The organism is Alphaproteobacteria bacterium (assembly GCA_024244705.1).
Lineage (GTDB): Bacteria > Pseudomonadota > Alphaproteobacteria > JAAEOK01 > JAAEOK01 > JAAEOK01.
In genome coordinates this window covers 139,792-163,032 of sequence record JAAEOK010000073.1, presented here as the reverse complement: position 1 = coordinate 163,032, position 23,241 = coordinate 139,792, and the positions used below count along the sequence as shown (strand labels likewise).

18 protein-coding genes are annotated in these 23,241 nt (G+C 65.6%); all 18 read right to left on the bottom strand.

The genetic code is table 11. The features are described from left to right. Positions 1-38 precede the first annotated feature (38 nt). On the bottom strand, positions 39-2,126 hold the full coding sequence (locus GY791_12720; protein MCP4329288.1) for a hypothetical protein: 2,088 nt from the start codon (positions 2,124-2,126) through the stop codon (positions 39-41). Beyond that, on the bottom strand, positions 2,123-4,633 hold the full coding sequence (locus GY791_12715; protein MCP4329287.1) for a putative baseplate assembly protein: 2,511 nt from the start codon (positions 4,631-4,633) through the stop codon (positions 2,123-2,125). Before GY791_12715 ends, GY791_12720 begins: the two co-directional genes overlap by 4 nt. Next, positions 4,630-7,116, bottom strand: a complete 2,487-nt coding sequence (locus GY791_12710) for a putative baseplate assembly protein (protein MCP4329286.1) — start codon at positions 7,114-7,116, stop codon at positions 4,630-4,632. Before GY791_12710 ends, GY791_12715 begins: the two co-directional genes overlap by 4 nt. Further along, on the bottom strand, positions 7,113-7,481 hold the full coding sequence (locus GY791_12705) for a GPW/gp25 family protein (GenBank protein ID MCP4329285.1): 369 nt from the start codon (positions 7,479-7,481) through the stop codon (positions 7,113-7,115). The genes GY791_12710 and GY791_12705 overlap by 4 nt, the downstream gene beginning before the upstream one ends. Before the next feature lie 2 nt (positions 7,482-7,483). Continuing rightward, complete coding sequence (locus GY791_12700) at positions 7,484-7,807, bottom strand: hypothetical protein (protein MCP4329284.1); 324 nt, start codon at positions 7,805-7,807, stop codon at positions 7,484-7,486. Between the two features lie 42 nt (positions 7,808-7,849). Beyond that, positions 7,850-8,365: a baseplate assembly protein gene (locus GY791_12695; GenBank protein MCP4329283.1), complete on the bottom strand. Its 516-nt coding sequence runs from the start codon at positions 8,363-8,365 to the stop codon at positions 7,850-7,852. Further along, on the bottom strand, positions 8,362-9,489 hold the full coding sequence (locus GY791_12690; protein MCP4329282.1) for a hypothetical protein: 1,128 nt from the start codon (positions 9,487-9,489) through the stop codon (positions 8,362-8,364). Before GY791_12690 ends, GY791_12695 begins: the two co-directional genes overlap by 4 nt. Continuing rightward, positions 9,482-9,844, bottom strand: a complete 363-nt coding sequence (locus GY791_12685) for a LysM domain-containing protein (GenBank protein ID MCP4329281.1) — start codon at positions 9,842-9,844, stop codon at positions 9,482-9,484. Before GY791_12685 ends, GY791_12690 begins: the two co-directional genes overlap by 8 nt. Beyond that, complete coding sequence (locus GY791_12680; GenBank protein MCP4329280.1) at positions 9,841-10,503, bottom strand: hypothetical protein; 663 nt, start codon at positions 10,501-10,503, stop codon at positions 9,841-9,843. Before GY791_12680 ends, GY791_12685 begins: the two co-directional genes overlap by 4 nt. Further along, entirely contained in the window at positions 10,500-13,280 is a 2,781-nt protein-coding gene (locus GY791_12675; GenBank protein MCP4329279.1) for a DUF4157 domain-containing protein, read from the bottom strand. The genes GY791_12680 and GY791_12675 overlap by 4 nt, the downstream gene beginning before the upstream one ends. 547 nt (positions 13,281-13,827) lie before the next feature. Further along, a complete protein-coding gene (locus GY791_12670; protein MCP4329278.1) occupies positions 13,828-14,106 on the bottom strand; it encodes a hypothetical protein in 279 nt (92 codons plus the stop codon). Positions 14,107-14,124: 18 nt separating this feature from the next. Next, positions 14,125-15,660 carry a DUF4157 domain-containing protein gene (locus GY791_12665; protein MCP4329277.1) on the bottom strand — a complete coding sequence of 512 codons (1,536 nt, stop codon included), beginning with the start codon at positions 15,658-15,660 and terminating at the stop codon, positions 14,125-14,127. A 190-nt stretch (positions 15,661-15,850) separates the two neighbouring features. Next, positions 15,851-18,151, bottom strand: a complete 2,301-nt coding sequence (locus GY791_12660) for a DUF4157 domain-containing protein (GenBank protein ID MCP4329276.1) — start codon at positions 18,149-18,151, stop codon at positions 15,851-15,853. Continuing rightward, positions 18,148-18,399: a hypothetical protein gene (locus GY791_12655; GenBank protein ID MCP4329275.1), complete on the bottom strand. Its 252-nt coding sequence runs from the start codon at positions 18,397-18,399 to the stop codon at positions 18,148-18,150. The genes GY791_12660 and GY791_12655 overlap by 4 nt, the downstream gene beginning before the upstream one ends. After that, positions 18,396-20,378 (bottom strand): ATP-binding protein, encoded by a 1,983-nt coding sequence (locus GY791_12650; protein MCP4329274.1) that lies wholly within the window; start codon positions 20,376-20,378, stop codon positions 18,396-18,398. Before GY791_12650 ends, GY791_12655 begins: the two co-directional genes overlap by 4 nt. Beyond that, complete coding sequence (locus tag GY791_12645; protein MCP4329273.1) at positions 20,375-21,688, bottom strand: DUF4255 domain-containing protein; 1,314 nt, start codon at positions 21,686-21,688, stop codon at positions 20,375-20,377. The genes GY791_12650 and GY791_12645 overlap by 4 nt, the downstream gene beginning before the upstream one ends. Next, a complete protein-coding gene (locus tag GY791_12640) occupies positions 21,685-22,479 on the bottom strand; it encodes a hypothetical protein (GenBank protein ID MCP4329272.1) in 795 nt (264 codons plus the stop codon). The genes GY791_12645 and GY791_12640 overlap by 4 nt, the downstream gene beginning before the upstream one ends. Then, positions 22,476-23,240, bottom strand: coding sequence for a phage baseplate protein (locus GY791_12635; GenBank protein ID MCP4329271.1), 765 nt, complete (start codon positions 23,238-23,240; stop codon positions 22,476-22,478). The genes GY791_12640 and GY791_12635 overlap by 4 nt, the downstream gene beginning before the upstream one ends. Between the last annotated feature and the right edge of the window lies 1 nt (position 23,241).

Here is a 23,241-nt window from a genome sequence, read left to right as displayed (position 1 = left end):
GTGGTCATGCGGCCGATACTGGTTCCGGCGAAATTCGTTCATGTCGCATGAAAGATCCCCGCTTCCAGGCCGAGGCGCAGGTACTCGTCCAGGCGAATTCGAATATTTGCCTCCCGCTGGGGCTGAAACAGCTTGTGGAAGGCGCCCATTTCCGCCTCGTCGTCGGCACCGGTGCGGATTTCCACCGGGCAGGACGGTGCCAGCTGGCCGTAGTCGGGCGCTCCATAACGCCGTCCGGCGAGCCGGGGTTGAAGGCTGAGTCGGAGGGCGTTGGCGATTCGCGCTTCCTCGATTTCGTCGAGCGTCGGGTTCTTCTTCTTGGCTTCGTCGATGGCCATGCGGATCGCCAGGCTCGGTTGGCAGCGATAGCGTCGCGGCACGCGCGATCCCGGCGGGACATAGGAATACCTGACGCACCCTTGCTGCTTGCGCTCGGCGCGAACCGGGGCGGTCCAGCTATCGCCTTCGCCGAGGCGGGCCATGAAGATCGTGTTCGAGGCGAGTTCCATGAGTGCGGTATGGACCTTGCCGATGACCGTGCTGTTCTCGATCTGCAGGCGGCCGCCGGCACCGTCGCCGTCGATGCCGGCGAACGCGACCTGGTCCGGCTCGTTGGCGTCGACGATGCTGTTGCGGATCCGGACCTCGGAGTCGGGCATCACCCGCAAAGCGCCGATGATGCAGTCCTCGATCTCGACGACTACATTGCGCGCGCGGACGATCAGGCTCGGCGCTCCCGAATTGGTCGGCATGCCGCGGGTGGTCAAACCGCGTCCCGGGACCAGCGTGCAGTGGCGCAGCCGCAAAAGGCGCAGGGCGTTGCCGCCCGCCGCCATGACCCGGAGCCGGCCGCCGGTGATCAGCAGGCCGTTGAGATTGACCTCGCTGTCGGCGCCGCCTGAGATGTCGAGATTGCCGGCCAGTTCGAGCGTCGGACGATGCTCATTGGCGGCCCGAATCTCGAGACGCCGCCCGGCGTCTACTTGGATCGCTGGCGTTTCGACATAACGGGCACTGTCATTGATCTGCACCGCGCCGCCGGCGGTTAAGGCGGCGGCGGAGTCCTGGATCAACGCCGGCGCGGTAATCTCGTCGACCGGTTGTATCTCGCGCTCGAACGATGCCGCACGCTCGTATTCGCCGCCGCCGGTATCCGCGCTGAATCCGTAATGGAACCTCGCCTCCACGGTCGTCGGTGGCGGCTGATTCAGCGGGAAGGCGACGCGGCCGAGGACCGGATCGATGGCGACCAGGTTCTCCGGATGATGGGCCCAGGCTCCGCCGCCGGCGTCGGCCAGGTTGCAGGCCTCGACCTCCGCGATTGGCACGTCGGCGCCGTCGGCACGGATAACGATACTGAGGTCGCGGCCATAATAGGCGGCGAGATTGGCGTCCAACACCCGCCGGCTGATCGCCTCCGGAACATTGATCGGCTCGGCCAAATGAGTGATCTCGTCTTCGGTCTGCGGCCGGTTGAAAAGCGGTGTGTCGTTTCCCAGCGGGCTCAGCATGAAGCGCCGGTCGTCGACCGCCACCGCCGGCGTGTCGGTCAGTGGATAGGCGCCGAGCCGCCACAGAAAAATGCCGATATTGGGTATGTTGTAGCGGCCCTCGCCGCTCGCGATACGCCGCACGTCGACGGTATGGGCGAGGCTATCGAAGGCGCCATTCAGGCGCTCCAGCGGCTCCCACCGGCGCAGATTGGGCGCATACCAACTCTCGGGCCGGACATGGTTCATGTATTGCGTCCAGGCCAGTAGCTGAAAGTACTCGACGACCCGGGCATCCCACCCGCTGACGTCGCGGGCGAGCTGCTCGAGCACCGCGGCGGTGCCCTTGCGGCGGCGGTACCCGATCGTGTTGGCGACGTCGGCGCGCCGGCTGACGACTTTCTCGACGCCATGCAATGTCCGGTTGCCGACGAGGTCGCCGATATAGGGAACCACCCATTCGGCGGCGGTCTCGATAAACAGATCGTCATGGAGCTGCTCGATATTCTCTTCGACCACGCCGACCTGTTCGGCGATGACCTCGATCAGTGCCCGCAGACGGTGGTCCCGCTCGGCATCGCGAATCCGGTACAGCGCGGGCAGCAACTCATAGAGCGTTTGGGCGTCGAACCTCATGTCATTTCACTCAATTGATCGAGCGGCGCGGCATGCAGGGTCAAGAGTTCGGACGCCGACAGACCGCCGGCGCCGTCGTCGATCGGCCGATCAGCGAGCAGCCGGTGGTTGAGTTTCGAAAAGGTGCCGGTGCGGTAGAGTTTGTCGATATCGGCGGCGATGACGCCGGCGACCGCCTGGATCACCGCATAGACTTCGCTCAACATGATCGGCTGACCGAACGCACGGGCATCGAACGAAAAGGCCGCGCGCATTGCCTCCTCGATCGCGGCCAGAACCTTTTCGGCGAGATGGTCGGGGTCGACCTTGATCTTGACCTTGAGTTTGAAAAATGCGGGACGGTAAGTCGCGATCTGGATCGGCACCTGAGGGTCGCCGGCCAGGCGAAGCGCGTCCAACAAGCCGTCGTGGGTGCTGCCGCCGGGCTCGACTGCTGCGCCGTCCGGCCCGGCCACGGTCAGGAACACGCCGCGCGCCCGCCCATCCCAGGTCCAGGTCGCCAGCGACTTGCGTATCCCGGCGTAGGCGCGGGCGAAATCCTCGTAATCCTGGAGCGACACCGCGCGATCGAGCGTCAACACCGTCAACGGCGCGTTGCGACGCGCGTCCTCGCGGGCTTCCGGATCGTCGCCGCCGTCCGTGGCCTCGGGGTTCAGCACCTCCTTGACGCCGAGCGGCCGGGTCATCAGTAGGTTGAGCTGGCCGGCCTTGAGCCGCCCAGCGAGGCCGATGCCCTTGCGGTAGCGGGCGACCACGTTGCTGTCGCCGGTCGGCAGGCGGGCGCCGTTGATGCCATCGCCCATGATCACACTTGTCTTGCCGTCGTCGTCCCGTCGGGTCACATAGCTGCGGTCCTGCGGCCCGGCGCCGAAAAGCGTCGGTACTTCGTGCCAGCGTACGTCGTTGACCCGCACCTCGAGCGTTGATTCGGTGCCGCCCGGCGTCGCCGCGGTGACGTGGGTCAGCGGCGTCTGACGCAAGGCGAAGCGCGGATAGGTTCGGCCGGCATCGCCACTGCCGAGGATCTCGCTGACGGTCTCGCCATGGGTCGCCGGCACGACGTTGGCATTGATGGCCACCGCGTCGGGCACATAGGTGTGCGTGAGATCCTCATTCAGCGTCAGCGTGGTATGGGCGCCGTCCTGGATATCGTCGATGACGGCGATCTCCCGCATCGGCTCGACCGCATCATCGGCGACCACCTCCGAAATCGCGATGGCCTGTCCCTTTCCCAGATCATCGTAGACACCGTCGAGGACGATCGTGTTGCCGGTTATCGCGCCGACGATCGGCGCTTCGGCAAGCGTCAGCTGTTCGGCCTGGGCGTAGACCGCCATCTCGCGGAAGACGCTCAACGAGGAATCGCTGGCGTCCCGCCAATCCGCGCTGAGTTCGAGGTGCGTCGCCCGGCCGCTCATGCCGTACTTGGCCGGCGAGCGCGTCCGCACGGTCTCGGCGGTGCAGAAAATATGGCGGCGGTCGCCGGCGCTGTCCGGATCCTCGCGATCGATGACGACCCAGCTATCGGTCAGAATCCCGTCATAGACATTGTCGAGGGTCAATTCATCGTCGTGCTCGCCGCTCAGGTTCCACTCGCCGAAGGTCGCCACACCGTCTTCGGAGACCGAGGTGACTCTGAGCGGCGCGTTGTTGCCGAACGGCGCCGCCCTATTTCTGAGCGCGAACGCGCCGGCCTGGCCGCTCGTCAACGGCGTCGGCGACTGGTTGCTCGTCTCCAACTCAACGCGGGTCATCTCGGCCGGGCCCGCGGCCCCGGATACGGCGGCGGCATCCGGAAAGCTCACCGTCTCGACGCGGCGCAGCGCGGCCTCGAGCCCGCCGCCGCCGGCCGGCGCGACGATCAGCACCCGGCCGCCGACGGCGAGGCCGCCATCACGGCCGGCCAACCAGATGACCGATGCACCCGCCGATAAAGTCTGCGGTTGGCTGGCGCGGGCCTTGATCGCGTTCCACCGGGCACGGGCCAAGATCGGTTCCGTGGTCTCGAAGGTCTGCGGCACTTCATCGGCCCCCGGCGTGCTTTGCACCTTGGTTCCCGCTTCGACCGTGACTTCCTCCGGCGCCCCGGGCGTCGTTTCCAGGGTGAAGGCGAGGAACGCGTTTGCGGCCACGCCGGGGCTGAGTTCGTAGCCGATCAGCCGCGCCAGTTCGAGCAGCGACCGGCGTTCGGTCGCGGTCCGCAGATAGCCTTCGTTGGCGATCCGCTCCTGGTAAAAAGTCAGGACGTCGGCGACCGTGGCCCAGCCGTCGAGGAGGGCGATCGAAAAATCGTCGGCGTCGCGCGTCCGCAGATCGGCGAGTGCGGGCAGGTCCGACGCCGACAGCCGCGCCACCATGCTGTCGAGGAAGCGGGCATGGGTGCCCGTCCGATACCCGATTGCGGTGAGGCCGGGGCGGTTCTCGATCGCTACCGGCGTCGCCGCCGTTAGGCCATCGGCGCAGCCGCAATCATCGAGACCGCGGAGGGGCATGTCGGTGCCATTCATTTGCCACCTGCCAGGTTCAAGCGGAAACGTCCGTGCTCCGCAAAGTTGGGGTCGTTGTCGAGGCGGGCGATTTCGAGGCGATCGATATCAATCTTGCCCTTGATCAGCGGTATCGGATCCTCGGTTCCGAGCCGCCGGAAAGTCTTGATCTTCACCGAATCGACGCCGGCGACCGCTTGGGCCGCGGCATAGATCGGGCTGACATAGACCGTTTCGCCGAAAACGAATTTGTCGGGATGGAACAGGCCAACGCGTCCGTCGGGTAGCGCGCGGCTTCCCAGGACATTCAACAATTCCCGCCCTACATCGCTGCGCAGATAGTCGGGGCTGACGCAGATATCCATTTCGATATCGAGCGGCACGAAGTGCGGCCCGTCGACTTCGAGGTCGTACCCGGCCATGCGATAGCGCTCGACGTGGTTGCGAATCTCGGCTTCGAAGTCTTGGTCGACGGCCAGCCCGGCGAAGCGGTCGATGGTCAGGAAGACCGTGTGCCAGCTGCCGGACCAGCGAAATGTCGCGGCCGCCATTTGAACCTCGGCGTGACGCTCGGTCACCGCGGCATAGTCGGCCGGGGTCACCGCCCGCTCCTGAATGCGAAACGCACTCGGTGCGCGTTGCCGGACGTCGTCGATCGATTCGGGCTCGACCCCGCCGCGGGCCGGCAGCGGGTTGCGAACACCGATGATTGCGGTATGCGGCGACACGATGTGCGCGATCGCCTCGGCGCCGACATTGCCGGCTCGTCCGTTGCCGACCCGGTAGGTCGCCATGAAACCGGTCCCCGGCTCGGGCCGGGCACCAAGCCGGTCGTCGCCCAGCCTCAGGCGCGCGGTCAGGTCGGACTCGATCTCGACGACGAATTCCCGGGCATTGGCGGCCGAGCTCAACAGGTCGCGACGCGCCTGCCAGACCGCGCTGTCGGCGCCGAGCGTGCTCCTCAGCGACACTTGGGGCGACACATCGCGGAGCGGCCAGGCCATCGCCTCGGCCGCCGGCCGCGCCGCATCGTACGGCGCCGCATGGGTGACCGGCGCCTCCTTCAGGAGCGGGCGAAACCGCGGCGGGATCGGGTCGCGGTCGAATTCCTCGCACGGGTCGCAGCGCGTATCGGCGAGGTAGAGCGCGAACTCGGGCACTCGCCCCAAATCCTCTTCCGAAATCGTCAGGCCATGGTCGGCGAGGACGATATTGCCGCGCGCCAAAGCGGCGTCATCGATGTAACGGCTGCCGTGCTCCTCGTCGGTGCGCGCCGAAACGGTGAGCGCGAACGGCAACGCGTCGGCCCGGTCCCAGAATATTTCGGTGATCTCCTGACCGGTCAGGGGATCGGCCAGCGGCGCGCCCGCCTCGCTGTTGATGACGTCGGTCAGGCGCACCGCATGGCGATGGCTGGGATCGGCGTCGGCGCCCAAGCCGGTCAGCGGGCCGCGCACCTCCTCCAGGATCAAGACCTCGCCGACCCTTAGATTCGGAAAGTGGCCGCGCAGCGTCGCCCAAGTGGCGCCGCGCGGTAGACAGCATTCGCGGTCGGACCAGGTGTAGAACGGCAGTCCGTTGTGGAGGGCGAACAGTTCGTCCACGTCGTGCAGTGTTTCGAACGCCTCCTGGGCGGTGCCGTAGACCTTGGGGTCGTCGGGCAGCGCCGCCGGTTGGCCGGGCAGGCGCGTAAACAGCCTGGTGCCGCCGGGCAGCGCGGGCGGCGCTCCCGGCACGTTCTGGGTCACGTCGGCGCCGACCGCCACTTGGACCCAGGCTCGCGCGTTCGAGCCGTCGCTGATGAAATAGTCGATCAGGCGGGCGTGGCGGCGAACCGATATGCGACTTCGCGCCGTGCCGAGATAGGCTTCGGTGCCGACCGCGTCCTGATGATAGCTGAGATGGTCGCCGACATGGGCGAGGAGCTCGACCAGGGCAATGCCGAGATCCGCCGGGTTGCGCTCGCGCCAATCCGGCGCGATCAAGGCGAGGCGGTCGAGGATCAGCCGGCGGAAGCTGGCATAGTCCTTGGCCAGGTAGTCGATTCTTGGCTCGTCCCGCTCGTCGGGCGGGCACTCGCACGGCGGATCGCAATCGAAATCGCTTGGGCACTCGACCTTGAACGAGAACTCGACCGCCGACAGCATGGGGTCGAAATCCACCGGTGGGCGGTCGTCGGTCGGCCCCCGAACCAGCCGCACAAGGTAGGGCGAGAAATCGCCGGGCCGGTCGACCTCGATCGTCAGAACGGTGGCCTCGTCGCCGGCGCCGAAACCGGCGTCGAGGACGACGATGCCGGTGACCCGTTCGCCGCCTTCGATCCGCACGTTGTCGGGCGTGAAGACAACGCCGCCGGGGTCGTTGATCAGGTGGACGAAGAGAAAGCGCTGACGATCGCCATCGGCGGAGGCGTCGAGGTCCAGTACTTCGACGAAGTCGATCCCGTTGAGCGGGCCGCCGCGGACCTCGGTGCGGCGCCGTTGATCGCAGCAGAAATACTTCATGCCGGGCCTCCGCCGATTTCGAACTCGGCCTCTTCGCGGGCGCCGCTCAGCCGCACGACATAGGTGATCCGCGCGGTCAACCGGGAATCGTCCGCCTCGACCTCGACCGCTTCGACCGTGATGACGTCACCGAGCCATTCCTGCAATGCGCCCTGGACCAGAAACTGGGTCGTCGATGCCAGCTCGTCGCTATTGGGCGCGAAGACCAGTTGCAAAAGGCCGCTGCCGAAGGTCGGCCGATTGACGCGCTCGCCCGGCGTGGTGAACAGCACCTGCTCGATCATGTCGCGGATATGATCGTCGCGGCCGGTCTGTGCGGTGCGCCCACGGCTGTCGAAATGGAAGGGGAAATCGAGTTGCGCCATGATTACATCCCGGTGACGCGCGGTTGGACGACGACCGCCATCAAGGGCGTGCCCGATGGCGCGCAGATGGCCTGGCTGTCCTGCAGCAAGAGCGGCACGCCGAGCGACGTGACCCGCACCGCCGACGTCACCCACGGCGCGGTCACGCAGGGGCCGTTGGCGCCCGGCGGTGGCGGTAGGGTGCAGCCGGCGACCACATAGGGCGCCGCCCGGGTCACCGTCGCCTGGCCGCTGACCAGCACCCGCGGATTGGGGACGGTCGGGGTCGCCTGCCCGGCGTGGGCACAGGTCACCGTGGCGCCGACATGCAACAACGGGCCCGGCATCTCAGGACCTCCTTCCTTTGGCTGTGGTCGGGATGAGCGCGTTCATAGGACGGTCAAGGCTCCCAGGTTGATGTCCACCGAGGCGCCGACGAGATTGATTTCGGCGCCGCGGCCGTTGGAAATACGGATGCCGACATCGGTGATCGAAATCATCGCGCCGGTCGCCGTCATCAATTGGATGCCGCCGGTCGGGCCGGGTACGTCGCTGACCACGATGCCGTTCAGCAACGGGGTCTGCAGGGTGAGCCCGGGGACCGCAGGTGGCACCATGCGGGACAGCCCGGGAACTTCGGCCGCACTGCCCCAGAACCCGCCGACATAAACCGGATAGTCGGGGTCGCCCTGCTCGAATTCGACCCAGACCCCGGCACCGATCATCGGCACCGCGAACATGCCGGTCTGGATGCCGGCCACCGGCGCGCACGGCATGGCCCAGCTCGACAGCATGATGTTGGAGACGTCGGGGACCATGACCTGGATGCGGCCGATCTGCATCGGGTCGACATTGTTGATCACCGTGCCCCGGTACTTGCCGAGGAATTTCTGCGGTTCGGTCATGCCGGCACCTTGTCCAGGGTCGAGATCAGGCCGTTCCGGGTCAGCGTAAAGTCCTGTTTGTAGTCGCCGCGTTCGATCTTGTGGGTGACGCTCGAGACGTAATAGAGGCCGTCGAACGCCGCCCCGGCACCGCGCAGGCCGACCAGCTTTCGCGCCTTGAGCACGCGGCCATAGCGCAAGACGTCGAGGCTGCCGGTGGCCGATGCTGCGTCGCTCGACTTGGCCGCCTTGGCGAGACCGATCGCCGCCGCCCGGATCGGGCCCAGCTTGGCGGTTCCGGTGATCGGTTCGATCTGCTTTGGGATCGGCGGCACCGCGCCGAGCGGTGGGTTGAGCGGCGTGATATCCGGAATCGGTATCGGAATCGGTACCTTGGTTTCCTGATTCTGGATGAACAGGACCGGCAGGGCTTTCGATTCGCTGTCGAAGTTGAAACTGATCGATTCGACGTTGGCGTGGGCATCCATGTCGACGTTGAGCGCCGGCTGCGGCTTGCCGACCTTGATGGCGGGCCCCCAATAGGCAACGCTCATGCCCGGCTCCGGCCCGGCGTCGACGTAGAAGACGTAGCCGACCTCGTCGGCCAGCGCCTTGATATAGGCGAGGTCCTTGCCCTGCTGCCGGGGGATGCGATCGGTGGGGATCGGAATGTCGATGAGAATGCTCGGGATGACCATCGGTACGACGCCGAGGAACGCGTATTTGGCCAGGATCAACAGGACGCGCGCCTCCGCCGGCATCGCCGGGTAGGGGATGCCGCTGAAATCGATGTAGTCCATCACCCGGCTCAGATCCTCGCCGGTCACGGTCAAGGTGGTCTTGCCGCTGGCGTCGCCGCCGCCGATCTCGTGATTGGTCATGACGCCGTCGATCAGGACCTCGGCGCTGCCGTTGAGGGTGGCCACCAGGACCACGCGAATGAGCGGTATCGGCGCCCCGCCGGAAAGCAGGAACAGGGTGTGCAGGGGCGACCGGGTACTGAGCTCGAAGGTGAGCTGGAACACGCTTGGGCCCTCGGTCGATGTCGTCACCTTGACCGCGGTCAGCGCATCCAACACCTCCCGCGAGACCGCCACCGGGATGGCCGGCCCGATCAACAGCGACAGATAGAGGCCCTTATTCATTCGGCGCCCCCGGTATGCCCTCGGGCAAGGTTATGCGGAGCCGGCGGCCGATGGCTTCGATGAGTTCATTGGGCCGGATCGCGCCGTTGGCATCGCACAGCTGCCAGAATTGCTCGGGGTCGCCCAGATAGAGCGCGGCGAGATTGTCGAGCCGGTCGCCGCCGACCACGCTGTGCAGTTGGAGCAGCGCGAACCGCTCCGCCGGCGGCACGAAACGCCGGCGCAGATAGACGGTCTTGTTGCCGTCGGCGTCCTCGATCGTCGCCGCCTCGATGCCGTGATAGCGGCTGGTCGCGGGGAATCGCTCGGGTGCCAGGGCGGCCGGCGAAAACAGCTCTTGCAAGGCATCGGTCATGAGATCGCTCCTATCCCGAGAGTCGACAGCGAGACGCCCTTGCCCTTCTTGGCGAGGCTCTCCTTCTGCTGCAGATAACTCATGAACAGGCTGCCGCCCTTGTGGGCGAAACCGAGGTCGTCGATGCTGAGCACCCGCATGCCGAGACTGACCTTGGCGCGGATCGGATTGAGCATCGGATCGAAAGCCTCCTCGGTGACGCTGAAGTCGGTCAGCCGTACCGGCAGGATTCGGGTCTTGCTCCATACGAACAGGCTGAGCGGGGTTTCCATTGGCGCGATCTCGAGCGTGCCCGACTCGGCGAGGGCGTTGTTGGACTGGAGCTGGTCGCTGGTCGGGTAGACCAATGTCTCCAGTGCGGCCAATTGCGGATGGATGCCGAGCGCGACTGTGTCCGGATTGCTGTCGGGGAATTCGAGCTGGTCGGCGGCGTCGATTTCCGCCTCGAGGTTGATGGTTTCGACCGGTGGGCCCTTGAGCCTCAGGGCCTGGGAACGGTCGCCGCCGCCGCTGCCTTGAATGTCCTGGATCTGCAGGCTGCGGGTCAGCGTCTCGGGGTTGTATTGAAGCCCGATGATCCGTTCGACCGCGGCAGTGGTCGGATCGATCAGCGCGATGCCGCCTTTGACGAGTCGCGGCGATCCGGGGAACGTGGTCATGGCGCGTTCCCCCGTTTTCGTAGCGACCGACCATAGGCGCGCACCGTCTTGCGGTAGGCGTTGGCCCGCGCCGCGGGGTCGGGGAGGGCGCCCGGCTTGAAGACGGTGCCGGCCCGCACCATCGCCTTGAGGTCGTCCTCGATCTTGTCGAATTCATCGATGTAGGACTGTCGTTGGGTGACGATGAAATCCTTGAACTCGCCGTGGCGGTAATCGGTCTCGGCAAACCTCCCGAGCTCCTTCACCGCCATCGGATCGAGCTCGTCCTTTCCGCCCGGCCGCGTCAGCAAGTCCTCCTCGAAGTTCCAGTCGTCCTGAATCGTCAGGAATTTCTCGAAGTAGGGTACATAGGACTGCGCTGCCGCGAGCGCTGCGGTCAGTTTGGCGACCACCGCGTCGAGTTCGGGCCAGGCCGCCGGGTCGACCACCGCCCCGGCCTTGAGTTTGGCCGCCGCCCCGTCGAACGCCTTCCGGGTTTCCTCAATCGAATGGCTCTTCAGGTCGAGGACGATGACGAAGAGGGCGAGGTCGTTCGGTCCGGCAACGGAGTTTCTCAACGCGTCGGCGTCGGCGGCGAACTTGTGATGCCGCTTTTTCACTTCCTCGGCGAGGTCCATCAGGCGGTCGAGCCGCGTGAAGAACCGCTGCCCGAGGGTGGCGGATTCGGTCGAGCCCTTGAGCGGGACCGGCTTAGTCAGCAGCCCGAGGTCGGCGGCATCGACCTTTTCGGTCTTGAGGTCGTCGAGCTCCTGCTCGAGCTCCTGCTTGAGTGGGTGCAGGTGGTTCTTGTCGAGCCAGCGTCCGAGGCCGCGATCGCTCAAGGCGTCGATGCGCTCTTTCTTCTTCGCGTCGAATCGCTTGACGATCACCTTCGCCTGTTGTTCGAGCCAGAACTGGACGAACACCCGCTTGTGCATGAATGCGTATTTTTTCGGCGCCGCTTTCTCTAGGTCTTCCGGGTGAAGGAGATAGGTTTCGAACGATTCCGCGAAATCGTCCTGCGGGTCCGTCTTGGCATAGTCGGTGATGAATTTCGCATCCGCCCTGTAGCGGTAGTAGTTGCCGCCGTATCGATCGTAGCGATAGATGAAATTGCCCTCGGTGACGGTCTTGTCCCGTTCCTCGTTCTTGCGGTGCCGGTCGAGCTTGCGGAGTATGCGTTTGCGGGTTTTCTCGTCGGCAATGAACATGCGGAAGTTTTGTTTCGTGAACGGCTGCCATGCGGAAATCCGCTGGAAGTCGTCAAACATTTGGGCATCGGCGAAATGGGCGAAATGGCCGAGTTCATGGGCGGTCGTGCTGAGTTTCGGTGTGCCCCCGGATAGGGTGACGAAGCCGGTACTTTCGCTCGAAAATCCGCCGTGTTTGGGGTGTGTCTTCTCGCGCCGGAAGCCCTTGAAGTCGGGGTTCGCATAGAGGATCTCGGGCGGGATCTTCGCTAGCAGCTCGTCGATCTTCTGCAAATCTCCCTCCGACCATTGCCGGCCGTAGGCGTCGTCGAGCCCACGATTGAATTCCACGTCCCATCGCAACTCGTATTTGAGCTCTCGCCGCTTGCTGTTCAGCAGCTTCGCGATCCGCGCTTCGAAGTGCCGGTTGATCTTGGTGACCTTGTCGTGCTCGTTGGCGGCAATGGCGGCGGCAAGCTCGTCCTTGTAGTCCTGCAGCTCGGAGGCGAGGTCGGCGGCCGCGGCGGCCAGGATCTGGTTGATGTCGTCTTCGCTCAGAACCTTACCGGCCTGGGTCTTGGACCCGGTGGACGGCCGCGCCGTGATCTCGAAGATCTTTCTCAGTTTCCCCGAGATGTCTCCGAAGACGGTGACGTTGACCTGCGATGCGATCGTCTCGAAGCGCTGCGAAAGGTCGTCGGCGTCGATGGCGCTGCGCAGCTCCGCCTGCCGGTCTTCCGCCGCCAGCAGGGCGGCGAGATCGGAACCGCTGGTCCGCTCGAGCAGGACGACGATCGCCTGTTCCTCGTGCTTGCGGACCCACCACATGGCGATGAAGGCGTCGAGATAGATGGCCTTAACCGGAAGGCCGTCGATCGATCGCGATAGCAGCTCGAGCAGGGTGTGGTATTCCGCTCCATGATAGTCGTCGAGGAGTTTGCGGAAGCGGCCGCGCGCATCGAGCTCCAGCAGGGTGCCGTCGAGGACGCTCTGGTCCTTGGCCTTGCCGAGGACTTTCAGGCCCGATTTTTCGTCTTCGTCGAGGGTCGCCCCGGTGAGCAGATTGTCGAGCAGCTGCGCCGCCTCTGCCGGCCTGAGCGTAACCCCCGACCAGAAATCGCCGTCGATGAGCGCCCGGACGTCGTTGTCGTCGCCCTCGACGGCGGTTTTCAAGGCGCCCACCGCCGGGTCGGCCTCGACGGTTGGCGCGCGGCGGACCACGTCCGAGTTCGCCGAACCATCCGTTCCCGCCGATTGTTGAACGACATGGGTCAACTCATGGGCCAGCAGATGGCGGCCGTCGCGGCTGTGCGGCGCGTAGGTTGACGGCCCAAAGACGATGTCGCGGCCGACGGTGAAAGCGCGCGCTCCGAGTTTCCGGGCGACGGCGCCGGATTCCTGGTCGGTATGAATCCGGACATGCGAGAAATCGAAGCCAAAACGAGGTTCGAGCGATTGGCGGACAGCCCCGGGCAGCGGCCGGCCGCCGCCGCGTATCCCGGCGACCCGGCGGTCGAGGTCGGGATCTAGGTCGCCCGCCGCGCCTCGGTAGCCATCGGCCTGCAGCGCGCCGTCCTCTTCATCCTCCTCTTCCTTGTCGGCGGGCACCGATGGGTCGGTGGCGGTCTCGGGTGCTTCGGGGGGGGCCGAAGATTCCGCCACCGGCTGGGCCTCGTCCGGCGCGGCCTCGACTTCCTGCTCTTCCTCTTCGTCCTCCTCCGGCGTCTCGGCCCGTTGAATGGCGGGACGTCTTATCGACTCGATCGGCGAATCGTCCTCCGGCACCGACTCGGGAGAGTCGGTGATGCGGTCGGCGACGCGTTCGGCCTCGATCTCATAGGGGTCGCCGGAGCGGCCGACGGTCAGCTTGGCTTGGATGGGTATGGTCGCGATCGACCTGCCGTCTGCACGGTCGAACGCCTCGGCGCCGGGACGGACCGCGCTCGCACCGCCGACATGTCTATCCGGCGCGGCAAATCGCGATGTCCGCGTTGCCGTCGCCGACAGCCATTCCGGGTCGCTGGCGCGAAGCTGACGCAGGAATTTCATAACCGCCGCTCCCCGGTGCGGGTGGGGCGACTTCGCCGCGAACGCAGCCCGATCGATCGGCGGTCTCGGCGGGCGTGTGTGTTCATGGAGTGCCTTCCTTCCATTCTCAGAGCACTCGGTAGGTTTCCATTTCGAGGACGTACTGCGTGCCGCGCATGCCCTGGCTGACGAAGGCGCCTTCGCCCTTGGGGTCGGGATAGACCTTGCCCTGCCTCAACACGCCTTCGATCGACAGCCGCCGGTCCAGCACCCCGTCGTCCCACGCCTTCATTCCCTTGACGTAGATGACCTCGCCGTCGTCGGTCATGACGATCGCGCCGGCCTTTGCGTTCTGGGCGGTGACTTCCAACGAGACTCGATCGTCGATATTCGTGGTTAGTTCCATATTCGCGACTCTCTTTTTCTATGGGCTGGCAAGTCTTGAAATGGCGACGCAAAACACCTGCTTGTCGAAATCGCCCAGCCGCTGTGAGTAATGTTTCAGGTTGCTTTCGTAGACTTCCATGTCGCCCAGGTCGGTAGTGTCGCCGGTGCATTCGATGCCGAGGGTGGTTTCGTCGCAGTGGTTGGCGTGCCACCACTTGCCGGTGCTTTCGTCATAGAAGCCATAGTCGAAATTGGTGAACCCGCCGGGCCGCGGACTGAAGTCGTAGCCGCTCATGTCGATTTCGCCGGTTGCCGGATCCGGCTCGAAATCCGCGCCCGACGACCAAAAACGCTTCGAGAAGATGATCGCCCGCCGATTGGGGTAGGCGTCTTCGAGAAAGTCGTTCATTTGCCGTTGTGACTTGAGGGCGTCGGCGAACGATCCATAGCAGGTTCTCAGATTGGGGTTCTCCAATTGGCCCAGGTTCAGAGTCGTAACCCCGACGCATCCGCGGGCGAGCACGTCCTTCTCCTCGGCGGTGATGGAACGTCCCTGCTCCGATTCCCACTTGACGATGTATTCCTCGAACGTATAGGCGACCGATTCCTTTTCCCCGCGCGGATGCAGGGAATTGAGCACCGGGAACAGGGCGTAAAGACGGTCGCGTTCCTTGCCGTGTATCTTCTTGTGGAGTTCCGAGTACCCGACGCTTTCGGCAATCTTCTCCCGGTCGTCGGCGGACGCCGTCTCGAGCAACTCGAGGATGGCACGTTCGTCGGCATTCAAAACCGCGCCGGCGAGCATTTCCTTGATCAGCAGCACCCACAGCGACGGCGGCCATTCCTTGTGCAGCCCTTTCCGGATGAGGGCGCGGGCCTTGTTGTCGCTGTCGAGATCGCCCTCGATCTCATCGGCCTCGAGGAGAACCGAGAGATAGTCGTCGAGAGTTTCGTCGTCGTACTTCGGCTCCGGTCCGGCGGCGGTCCTTTTCTTTCGCGCGACCACGGCCGGCGCGCCGCGTTGCTGGGCAACATGGCCGAGTTCGTGCGCCAGCAACCATTTTCCATCCGGCGCCTGTGGGCGGTACTGCCCGGTCCCAAATACGATGTCCTTGCCGGCGGTATAGGCGAGGGCGTCGATCGCCCGCGCCGAGCGCGCCGCGGTGGCGTCGGTATGGATGCGGACGTCGCTGAATCTGTGCCCCGTTTCCGTCTCCATGGAATGGCGGGTGGCCGGATCGAGGGCTTGGCCCGATGCGGTCAGCGCTTCGTGCACAACGGGCGGCGCATCCGCTTCTCCTCGCGGTTCGGTGGTCGTGCGCGGCAGGATGTCGGGTAACGCCCGCGGCCCGATCATGGGCCCGCCGTGGCGCCCGTTCCGGCCGACGACGTGGTCCGCCATGTGGTCGGCGGCGTGTTCCGAGCCGTGATCGGATGAGGCAACCGAAAGCGCCGGTGCCGCGGTGGCATGGCGGCCTCCGTGGGCCGCCTGCTTGGCGCATTGGCTGCACTGCCCGGCCGCTGCCGTCGCCGCGCCGCAGGTCGTGCAGGTGTGCCCGACCGACCTCGCCATGGCCGAGAATTCCTCGTCCCCGGTCCGTCGGCGCGGCCGCCGCCGCGATCGTCGCGCCCTCACCATACCGCGCCTCGAACGGCTTGGGCCCCGTGCCGTACCTTGACCGTGGTCGGCGAACCCCCCCGACGGCCGGTGTTCAAGCGCCAGCGGCGACGGCGTAATGCGGATGGCGTGCCGGCCGTCATCGTCACGCCCCGATGCGTTCGATGTCGCCGAAGAAGTACGCCTGGTAGAGGTTGCGTACGCCGACAAGTTCGACCAGTTGGGCGGCTTGGCTATAGGACGGATACCGTATCTTGGTGATCGGCGGGATGGTCTCTTCTTCGAAGGGCAATGCCGCATAGGCGTCGCCTTCGACCGCCTGGCGGAGGTCGGTGGCGCGGACACGAGTCTTGGCGTTGGCCCAAACGATTTCGGTGAGGAACGAATCGACGCCTTCGATCAGCGTATTGTATTGGGTCGAACTGTCGCCGAAGCTGTCGGCGTAGGGCTCGTATCGTTTCTCGTCGACGAGCGTGTGCAGGTATTCGTGAATGAAGAACTGGAAATTGTACCACAGGAACGTCCGGTCCTCGGCGGCGCTGTCCCGTTTGATAACCTGAACGAAGATCGCGCCGCCGGCTGCCCCGGCCGGCCAGCCGCGCTCGATCTCGTTGAGCTTCGTGACCTCGGCTTCGGTGTCGGTGAACTCGTCGGCCAGTTCGACCAGGGCGCGCGCTTCGTCGTTTTGCGGGTTGTCGTCGTCGTCGAAATCGGGCCGTGCGTGATGGTCGCGGAAAATGTCCGCGGCCGCGCGCTTCGTTTGCAGGTAATAGAAGATCAATTCACGGGCCAAAGCCGCCTTGTCATCGTCGTCGAAGTCCGGATCGGTCAGATCGGATTGAACGTCGGCCCAATAGTCGAGGATGTCGCCGGGGTGCGGCGAGCCGCCGCTGCTCGCCTTGAACGGTGGGCCGGATTTGTAGCGACCGAAGACCTTGTCGGTTTCGTCCGACGCCGCTTCCCCGATCTCGGCCAGCCGGTCGAGGCTATAGATCTTGTCGGGGTCGGCGTGCTCGGCCTCGCCTTTGCCGACGACAAGTGCGTCATAGTCCCTCTGTATCAAGCCATTGAGGAAGTCCCGCAGCTTGTTCTTGAATTCATCCCGGTCGGTGAACCCGAGCCCGGATTTCTTCCCGGGTGGCCGTAGGGAATCTTTGACCGCCGGCTTGTCCGCCGGATCGATGTCCGTGAGCTTCTGGTTGGTGTCGACCGAGAGTTCGGTCAACGCGATTTCGAGATAGAATTGCTGCAGGATCGCATCGATCCTGAAGATGGCGTTGCGCTCTCGTTCGAGACCCGCTTTCGGGAAACCACGATCGCGGAGCTCCAGCAGTCGGTTGCGGGAGTCGACCCGATAGCTTTCAAGATCGGCAAGGGCGGTCTCCTGGTCTTCGTCCGGGAACTCTCGGACGCCTTCGATGATTTCTTCGACCGTGTATGGGCCGTCGACGCGGGCCTTCAGGGCTGGCCAATTGTAGGCGAATTTGGGCGCGTTCGGTCCCGGCGCGCCCATCGTCTCGACCTTGCCATTGAGGATGGCGTCGGCGCCGCCCACGAAGCGCGTGGCGAAAAAGGCCTCCAACCTATCCGTGCGTTTCTTGTAGTCGATGTCGCTTCTCAGGTCCTCGACCTTTAGGCCATCGGTGAACATGATCCGGAGATCGGCATTGTCGCTGTTCTCGAGCAAGTCCAGGATCGCCTCTTCGTCCTTGCGCAGGGTCGGACCGCGCAGCATCTCCTCGATCAGGAGCGTCTTCTGTTTTGGGGTCAGTTCAAACTTGGCGTCCGCCGCCATCCATTTGCGGGCGATGGCGCGGGCCATGTTGTCGCGGACGAATTTTCGCTCCGTAACGCTGCCCTTTTCGAGTTCGGCCAGGAAGTCGGTCAGTTCATCGTCAGTGAACCTGCCCTCGATCAGACCCAAGCCAATTCCGAAATTACGGCCGACACGCCGCCGTTGAATGAACGACCCGGGAAACGCCGGATCGCTCTGCTGTACGACATGGGCCAACTCGTGGGCCAACAAGCCTTGCCCGGTTCGGCTGTCCGGCGCATAGCGACCGCTGCCGAAAACGATATGGTTTCCCGCAGTATAGGCCTGAGCCCCAAGCGCGCTGGCCGATGCCGCCGCCCGCGAGTCGGCGTGAATACGGACCTTGCCGAAATCGTGGCTTCGGTACGCCGGGGGCGGGTCCGTGCCCATTGCCTCACCCTGCGAAAGCACACGATCGGCGGCGATGTCCGCCTGCCGCTCGTAGCGGTCGCCCGGCTCGGCGGCGAAGGTCGGGGATCGCCAACGTCCGGGATCGTCGCCGTTGCCGTCGAGCGCTGGCCCGGCCGCGCCGAACCGGCGGCCGAACGATTCGTGGGCGGATTGGGGCAGCGGCTGGCCCGGCGCTTCGATCACGTCCTGCGCTTCCATCGGTATCGCGCAGTGCTCCTTCATCCGCCGGCCCCCCGATAGATCGCATGGGCGAGCCGATCGCCGATGTGACGAGCCTCCCCGGTCCCGGCCGCGGCGACGGTCCCGGCATCGATGTGTCTGGCGGTGATTTCTCTGTCGGGTGTCGGCGGCAGTCCCCGGGTGGCGACGAGGTGCTGCAGCTGCCGCTCGATCGCGGTCACGATTTGCTTACCGTCGCGCCGCGAAAGGCCGTCGAGGACGAGGCGCTCGATGCTGACGTCGATCGTCATCGGTCGCCTCCCAATTCGGCCTCGGTTGTCGGCTTGTCGAGTTTGGCGTACTCGCTGCGCGCGGCCTGCAGGACGTGATCCATGGTCACCGGCAAGTCCTGGTCGGCGGCCAGGAAAGCGGCATTGAGCGCGATGTTGCGGATATTGCCGCCGGCCAGGTTCATGCGGCCGAGGCGCGCGACGTCGAGATCCTCGATCGGCGTCGCGGACGGAAAAGTGCGGCGCCAGATCTCGGCGCGCTGGGCGGCGTCGGGAAACGGAAACCGGACGACGAAGCGAAGCCGCCGCATGAAAGCGCTGTCGAGCGCGTTTTTCATATTCGTCGTCAGGATGGCGAGGCCGCGGTAGACCTCGACCCGTTGCAGCAGGTAGCTGATCTCGATATTGGCGAAGCGGTCATGGCTGTCTTTGACGTCGCTGCGTTTGCCGAAGATCGCGTCCGCTTCGTCGAACAGCAGGATGGCGCCGCCGCCCTCGGCGGCGTCGAAGACCCGCTTCAGGTTTTTTTCGGTTTCGCCGATATACTTGCTGACGACCTGTGACAGGTCGATGCGGTAGAGATCGAGGGCGAGGTCGTTGGCCAGCACCTCCGCCGCCATGGTCTTGCCGGTGCCACTGTCGCCTGTGAACAGGGCGCCGATGCCAAGGCCGCGGGCGCTCTTCTCGGCGAAGCCCCAGTCGCTATAGACCTTTGCCCGCCCGCGAACGTGCCTGACGATGTCGCGTAGCACTTGCAACTGTGGCTCCGGCAGCACGAGATCGCCCCAGTCGGCCCTGGGCTCGATCCGTTGAGCGACGTCATCGAGCGGTGGGCGTGCCTGGACCCGGCATGCGGCCCACAGCGTCGATCCCAAATCGCCGCCATCGATATTTTCCTGGCGGGTACCGTTGAAACCGGAAAGCGCGGCCATGCTAGCCGACCGGATTTCCTCCGCACCGAGATCGAAATGATCGACGAGATCTTCGATTTGACCGTTCAGTTTTCGGCCGTCCCTGCCGAGCGCGGACACCCAGATCGCGCGCTGTTCGGCGCGGCTCGGTTTGTCGACATCGATACGCACCGAAGGGCGGGCGAGGGCCGGTAGCGCGCGCTGCGACTCGACAATGACAATGCCCTGAAGACGGTCGATGAAGGACGACAGGGTGCGGCGGGTGTCGCTGCCGTCGTCTTCGTCGTCGCATTCGACGAATAGCGCGCCTCCGCCCAGTACGGCATCGCGATCCCACAACCGCGCCAAGACCGATCTGTCGCCGGCGGCGCGCGGAATGTCGGTGGCACTCAGTCGATAGAGCTTGAACCCAAGCGCGCCGCAGGCAGCCGCGGCAATCGCGCGTTGACCGGTGCGGTCGTGACCGCATAGGCGTATCACCGGCCACGTTGATTCCATACCCTGCGATCGCCTCAGACATTGGCAGGCATGATCCGCGATCGGGCGATGGGAGTTCGCCAGGTCGGTCGACCAATCGCAGGCGGTGACAAGCGTTTGGACTCGGCCATCGAGATGGGACAGGCCGACGAGGTAGTTCAGAATACGCTCGTCGATGGAAAGCGGGCCGGTGGCCAGCGACGGGCCGCGAGCGATCTCGATGAGCGACCAGCGGCGCAGGGGGCTCGCCGGCGACAGCGCGCTCCAATGCGGCTCCGACAGCGTCGCCAGGGCGAGGCCGAACGTGGGCACGGTATCGGGCTTGAGCGCCGGCCCGTCCGATCCGAAAAAGAGATCGAGCTCGAAGCCGGCGCACAACAGAAGGATTTCGCGCTCGAAGGCGGAGAGGGAGAATATTTCGCACAAGCGGTCCAGGGCGGGCGGCGCGGCCATGGCGGCGCGCGCGGCGTCGAGGTCGGATGGGGTGGGGACTGGTTGTCCGGTTTCGACGCCGTCGTGGGCGGCAATCCGCTCCCTGACCACGGCCAACGCCGCCAGCAGGTATTGTTTGTTGGCCTCGGTCCAGGCCTGGCGGTCGGCACCCGCGGTCATGCCGGCACCACGATCTGTTGGGACGGGTCGAACACCGGCGGCAAGGCGGTACGGTCGATCAACACACTGCTGACACCGTCGATCCGCAACCGAGCCCAATAGGTGCCGGCATCGATGTCGGCGATGACGAAGGACAGGGTCCCGGTCTGGACCGGGTGTGGCTCGACAGGGGTTTCGAGCGCGCCCAGGAGCAGCGACGCCGTTTGGTTGGGCCGCAGCTCGGGGCTGGCATCGAAGGTCACGGTTACGGCGCCGGTGCCGGCATCGCGGACCGCGTTGACCGAAGCCATGTCCATACGCGGCGCGATCTGTAGCGGCACCTCGTTTGTCGTTCTGGCGAAGCTCTCGCTCGGCCGCTCGACGCTGATCGAAACCGCGTAGAGCCCGGCCGCCCAATCGGCCGGCGCGCTAGGGTCGGCCGGGGCATCGGGCAGGGTAACGGTGACCTGTGTCGAAGTCGCACCCGGTTCGGGCGCCAATTCGATGGCAGCGGCGAGCCGCGGGCTCTCGAAGCGCACCGTGAGATTGGCCCCGTCGAGGTGGTGCCCGGTCATGGTCAGCAGGTCGCCGAGTTCGGCGCTCGGCCGGCGGTCGGGCGGGGTGATCGCATCGATCGTCGGAAACGGCGGCGTCAGACTGGCCTGGGCGATGACACCCTGGTTGCCCGGCCCGCGCGTTAGCACCGGCAAAGGCGCACGGGTCGCCCGGTTGGCCTCGATCAGCACGACCGAAACCGCATAGGCGGCGGTCGGTCGGTAATTGGCCTGAAAGGCCGCCCACAGCTTCGACATCTCCTCGATGTTGAGCGCTTCCGGCGTGATTTTGATCTGCTCGACCTGGTCGGCGAGATCGGCGGCGGCGAGCGCGGCGAAGGCCGGCGGCAGGATGGTCCCGTTGACCGGGCTCGGCACCAGCGCCTGAGTAATTGCGCCCCGGCTCAACACCGGCGTCTCATGGAGCAACTGCATCGCATAGCCGAGCAGGATCTCGGCGTGGAGATCCTCGACCCCGTAGGCGGTCAGCAGATAGTGGAGGTCGAGCGCCAGGGGCGGGTTGCTGAGGCGGTCGCCGCGGCCGTCCCGCGACGGCAGGCACACATTGCGCCAGCCGATATTGGGTGTCACCTGGTGCATGAAAAGATTGAGCTGGGTCGCGCTGTCCTCGCCCGACGACGGGATGCGGTCCGGCGGCAGCGTGCTGACGGTCACGTTGCCGTCGACGGCGCCGGTGACGTTGTGGTCGATCAGCCCGTTATTGAGCAGGTCGCGCAGCACCGCCGTGACGGCGGCGATGGCCAGCGCGTTGCTCATGACCCGCCCCGACGCCGCTCGGCATAGTCCTCGAGCGACAGTACCGGCTCGTGCCGCGCCGCGCGACGTATCGGCTGGGGTGCCGCCGGGCGTGAGGCGCGGACTTCGATGGTTCCGATGGTGACCCGGATTGCGGGCGGCGCGGCCGTCTCCCGGGCCGGCGGCTGAGACCGGTCGACGGTTTCCGTCGGCCGCCCGTCGTGCGCCGGCTTCTCGATCTCGGGTGTCACCACAGGCAGAATCGCGGTCGCCGTGATCGTCCGGTCGGTCTCGATGGATTCGGGACGTGGCACCACTACCCGCTCGACCTCGCGGGCCGCGTCGGACCTGTTCGGCCGAGCATCGGCGGCGGGCGTGATCGGGTCAACGTCGGCGATTCCCGGTAATTCTCCACCTCGCGATTGGGGTACCGCTTCGATTGCCGGTTGGGCTTTCGCCGCCACCGCCGGTTCGGGCTCCTCACCCGGCCCGTTCTCAACCGCGATCGGGACGACGGTCCGGTCGGGAAGCAATGGTGGCGGCCCCTCGGTCGACGTGGTCGTAGGCGGCGCCATCGCGACCTCAGATGGGACGACCTCGCCGTTGTGTTCCGCTTCGACTCGGTGGTGGGGCGGAGCGACCTCTTTGCCCATGGACCGGTCGGGTCCGTGCTCCCGAGTCGAGGTCGCGCTTTCTTCGGTGTTCTCTTCCTCGACCGGCATGGCCGGATCGAAACGCGCCGGTCCGACGGGTCTGACCCGTTCCGTCACGCCGACCGCGCGGGCCGCGGCCCTGGTCAAGAAATCGGTCATGCGCCGAGAAGCCCGCGATAGAGTCCGCGTCGCGTGGCCGACATCGAGAGGATATCCGCTTCCGACCAGCCATAGGCCGAGGCCAGGGTGTGGACGTCGGTCAGGAGATGCCGGACCCAAGTCGAGATCTCATCCCAGAAAAAGTCGGCGATGTCGAAATGCAACGGCCATCTCAGGCCGCAGGCGGGACAGGTCAGATCGATCAGGATCTCGGCCAGCGGGTCGCGACTGGCGATCGCTTCCGCCAATTGGACGACCACCCATTCGGGAAGCGCCGCGGCGGTGACCGCCTTCCGTTTGTGTCGCGCTTCCACCACGCAGCATTCGAGCAGCGCGCGGCGCGCCTCGGCCACGGTTCCGGCCGCTGCGGCATTGACGAGGTCGCGGCTGTCGGGCGCGCGAAAGGCGATCACGTAGCCGTCCGTCCGCAACTCACCGCGAGCGTCCGCGGTTTCCACGGCACCCGGGAAATCGTCTGCGTCGACCGAGAATTCGAGGCGCTCGGCGCAATCGGGACAAGCCGCTTGGCCCGACAGGCGATCGCCGAAGACGCGCCGGCGCAGCTCGAGCAGCCGGCGATCGCGTTCGCCGATCGGCAGCGTTTCGAGCGAACGCCGGGGTTCCTCCGGCCCGGCCGCGGCGATCAAGGTAATCGCCCGATCGATCGGGTGCTGACGCCGCCCTTCCTCCCAAATATCGAGAATCTGGTTGGCCGAAAGCGCCGCCGGTGGCCGCGCCGGGTGCTGCCGCGGAGCCGGCATC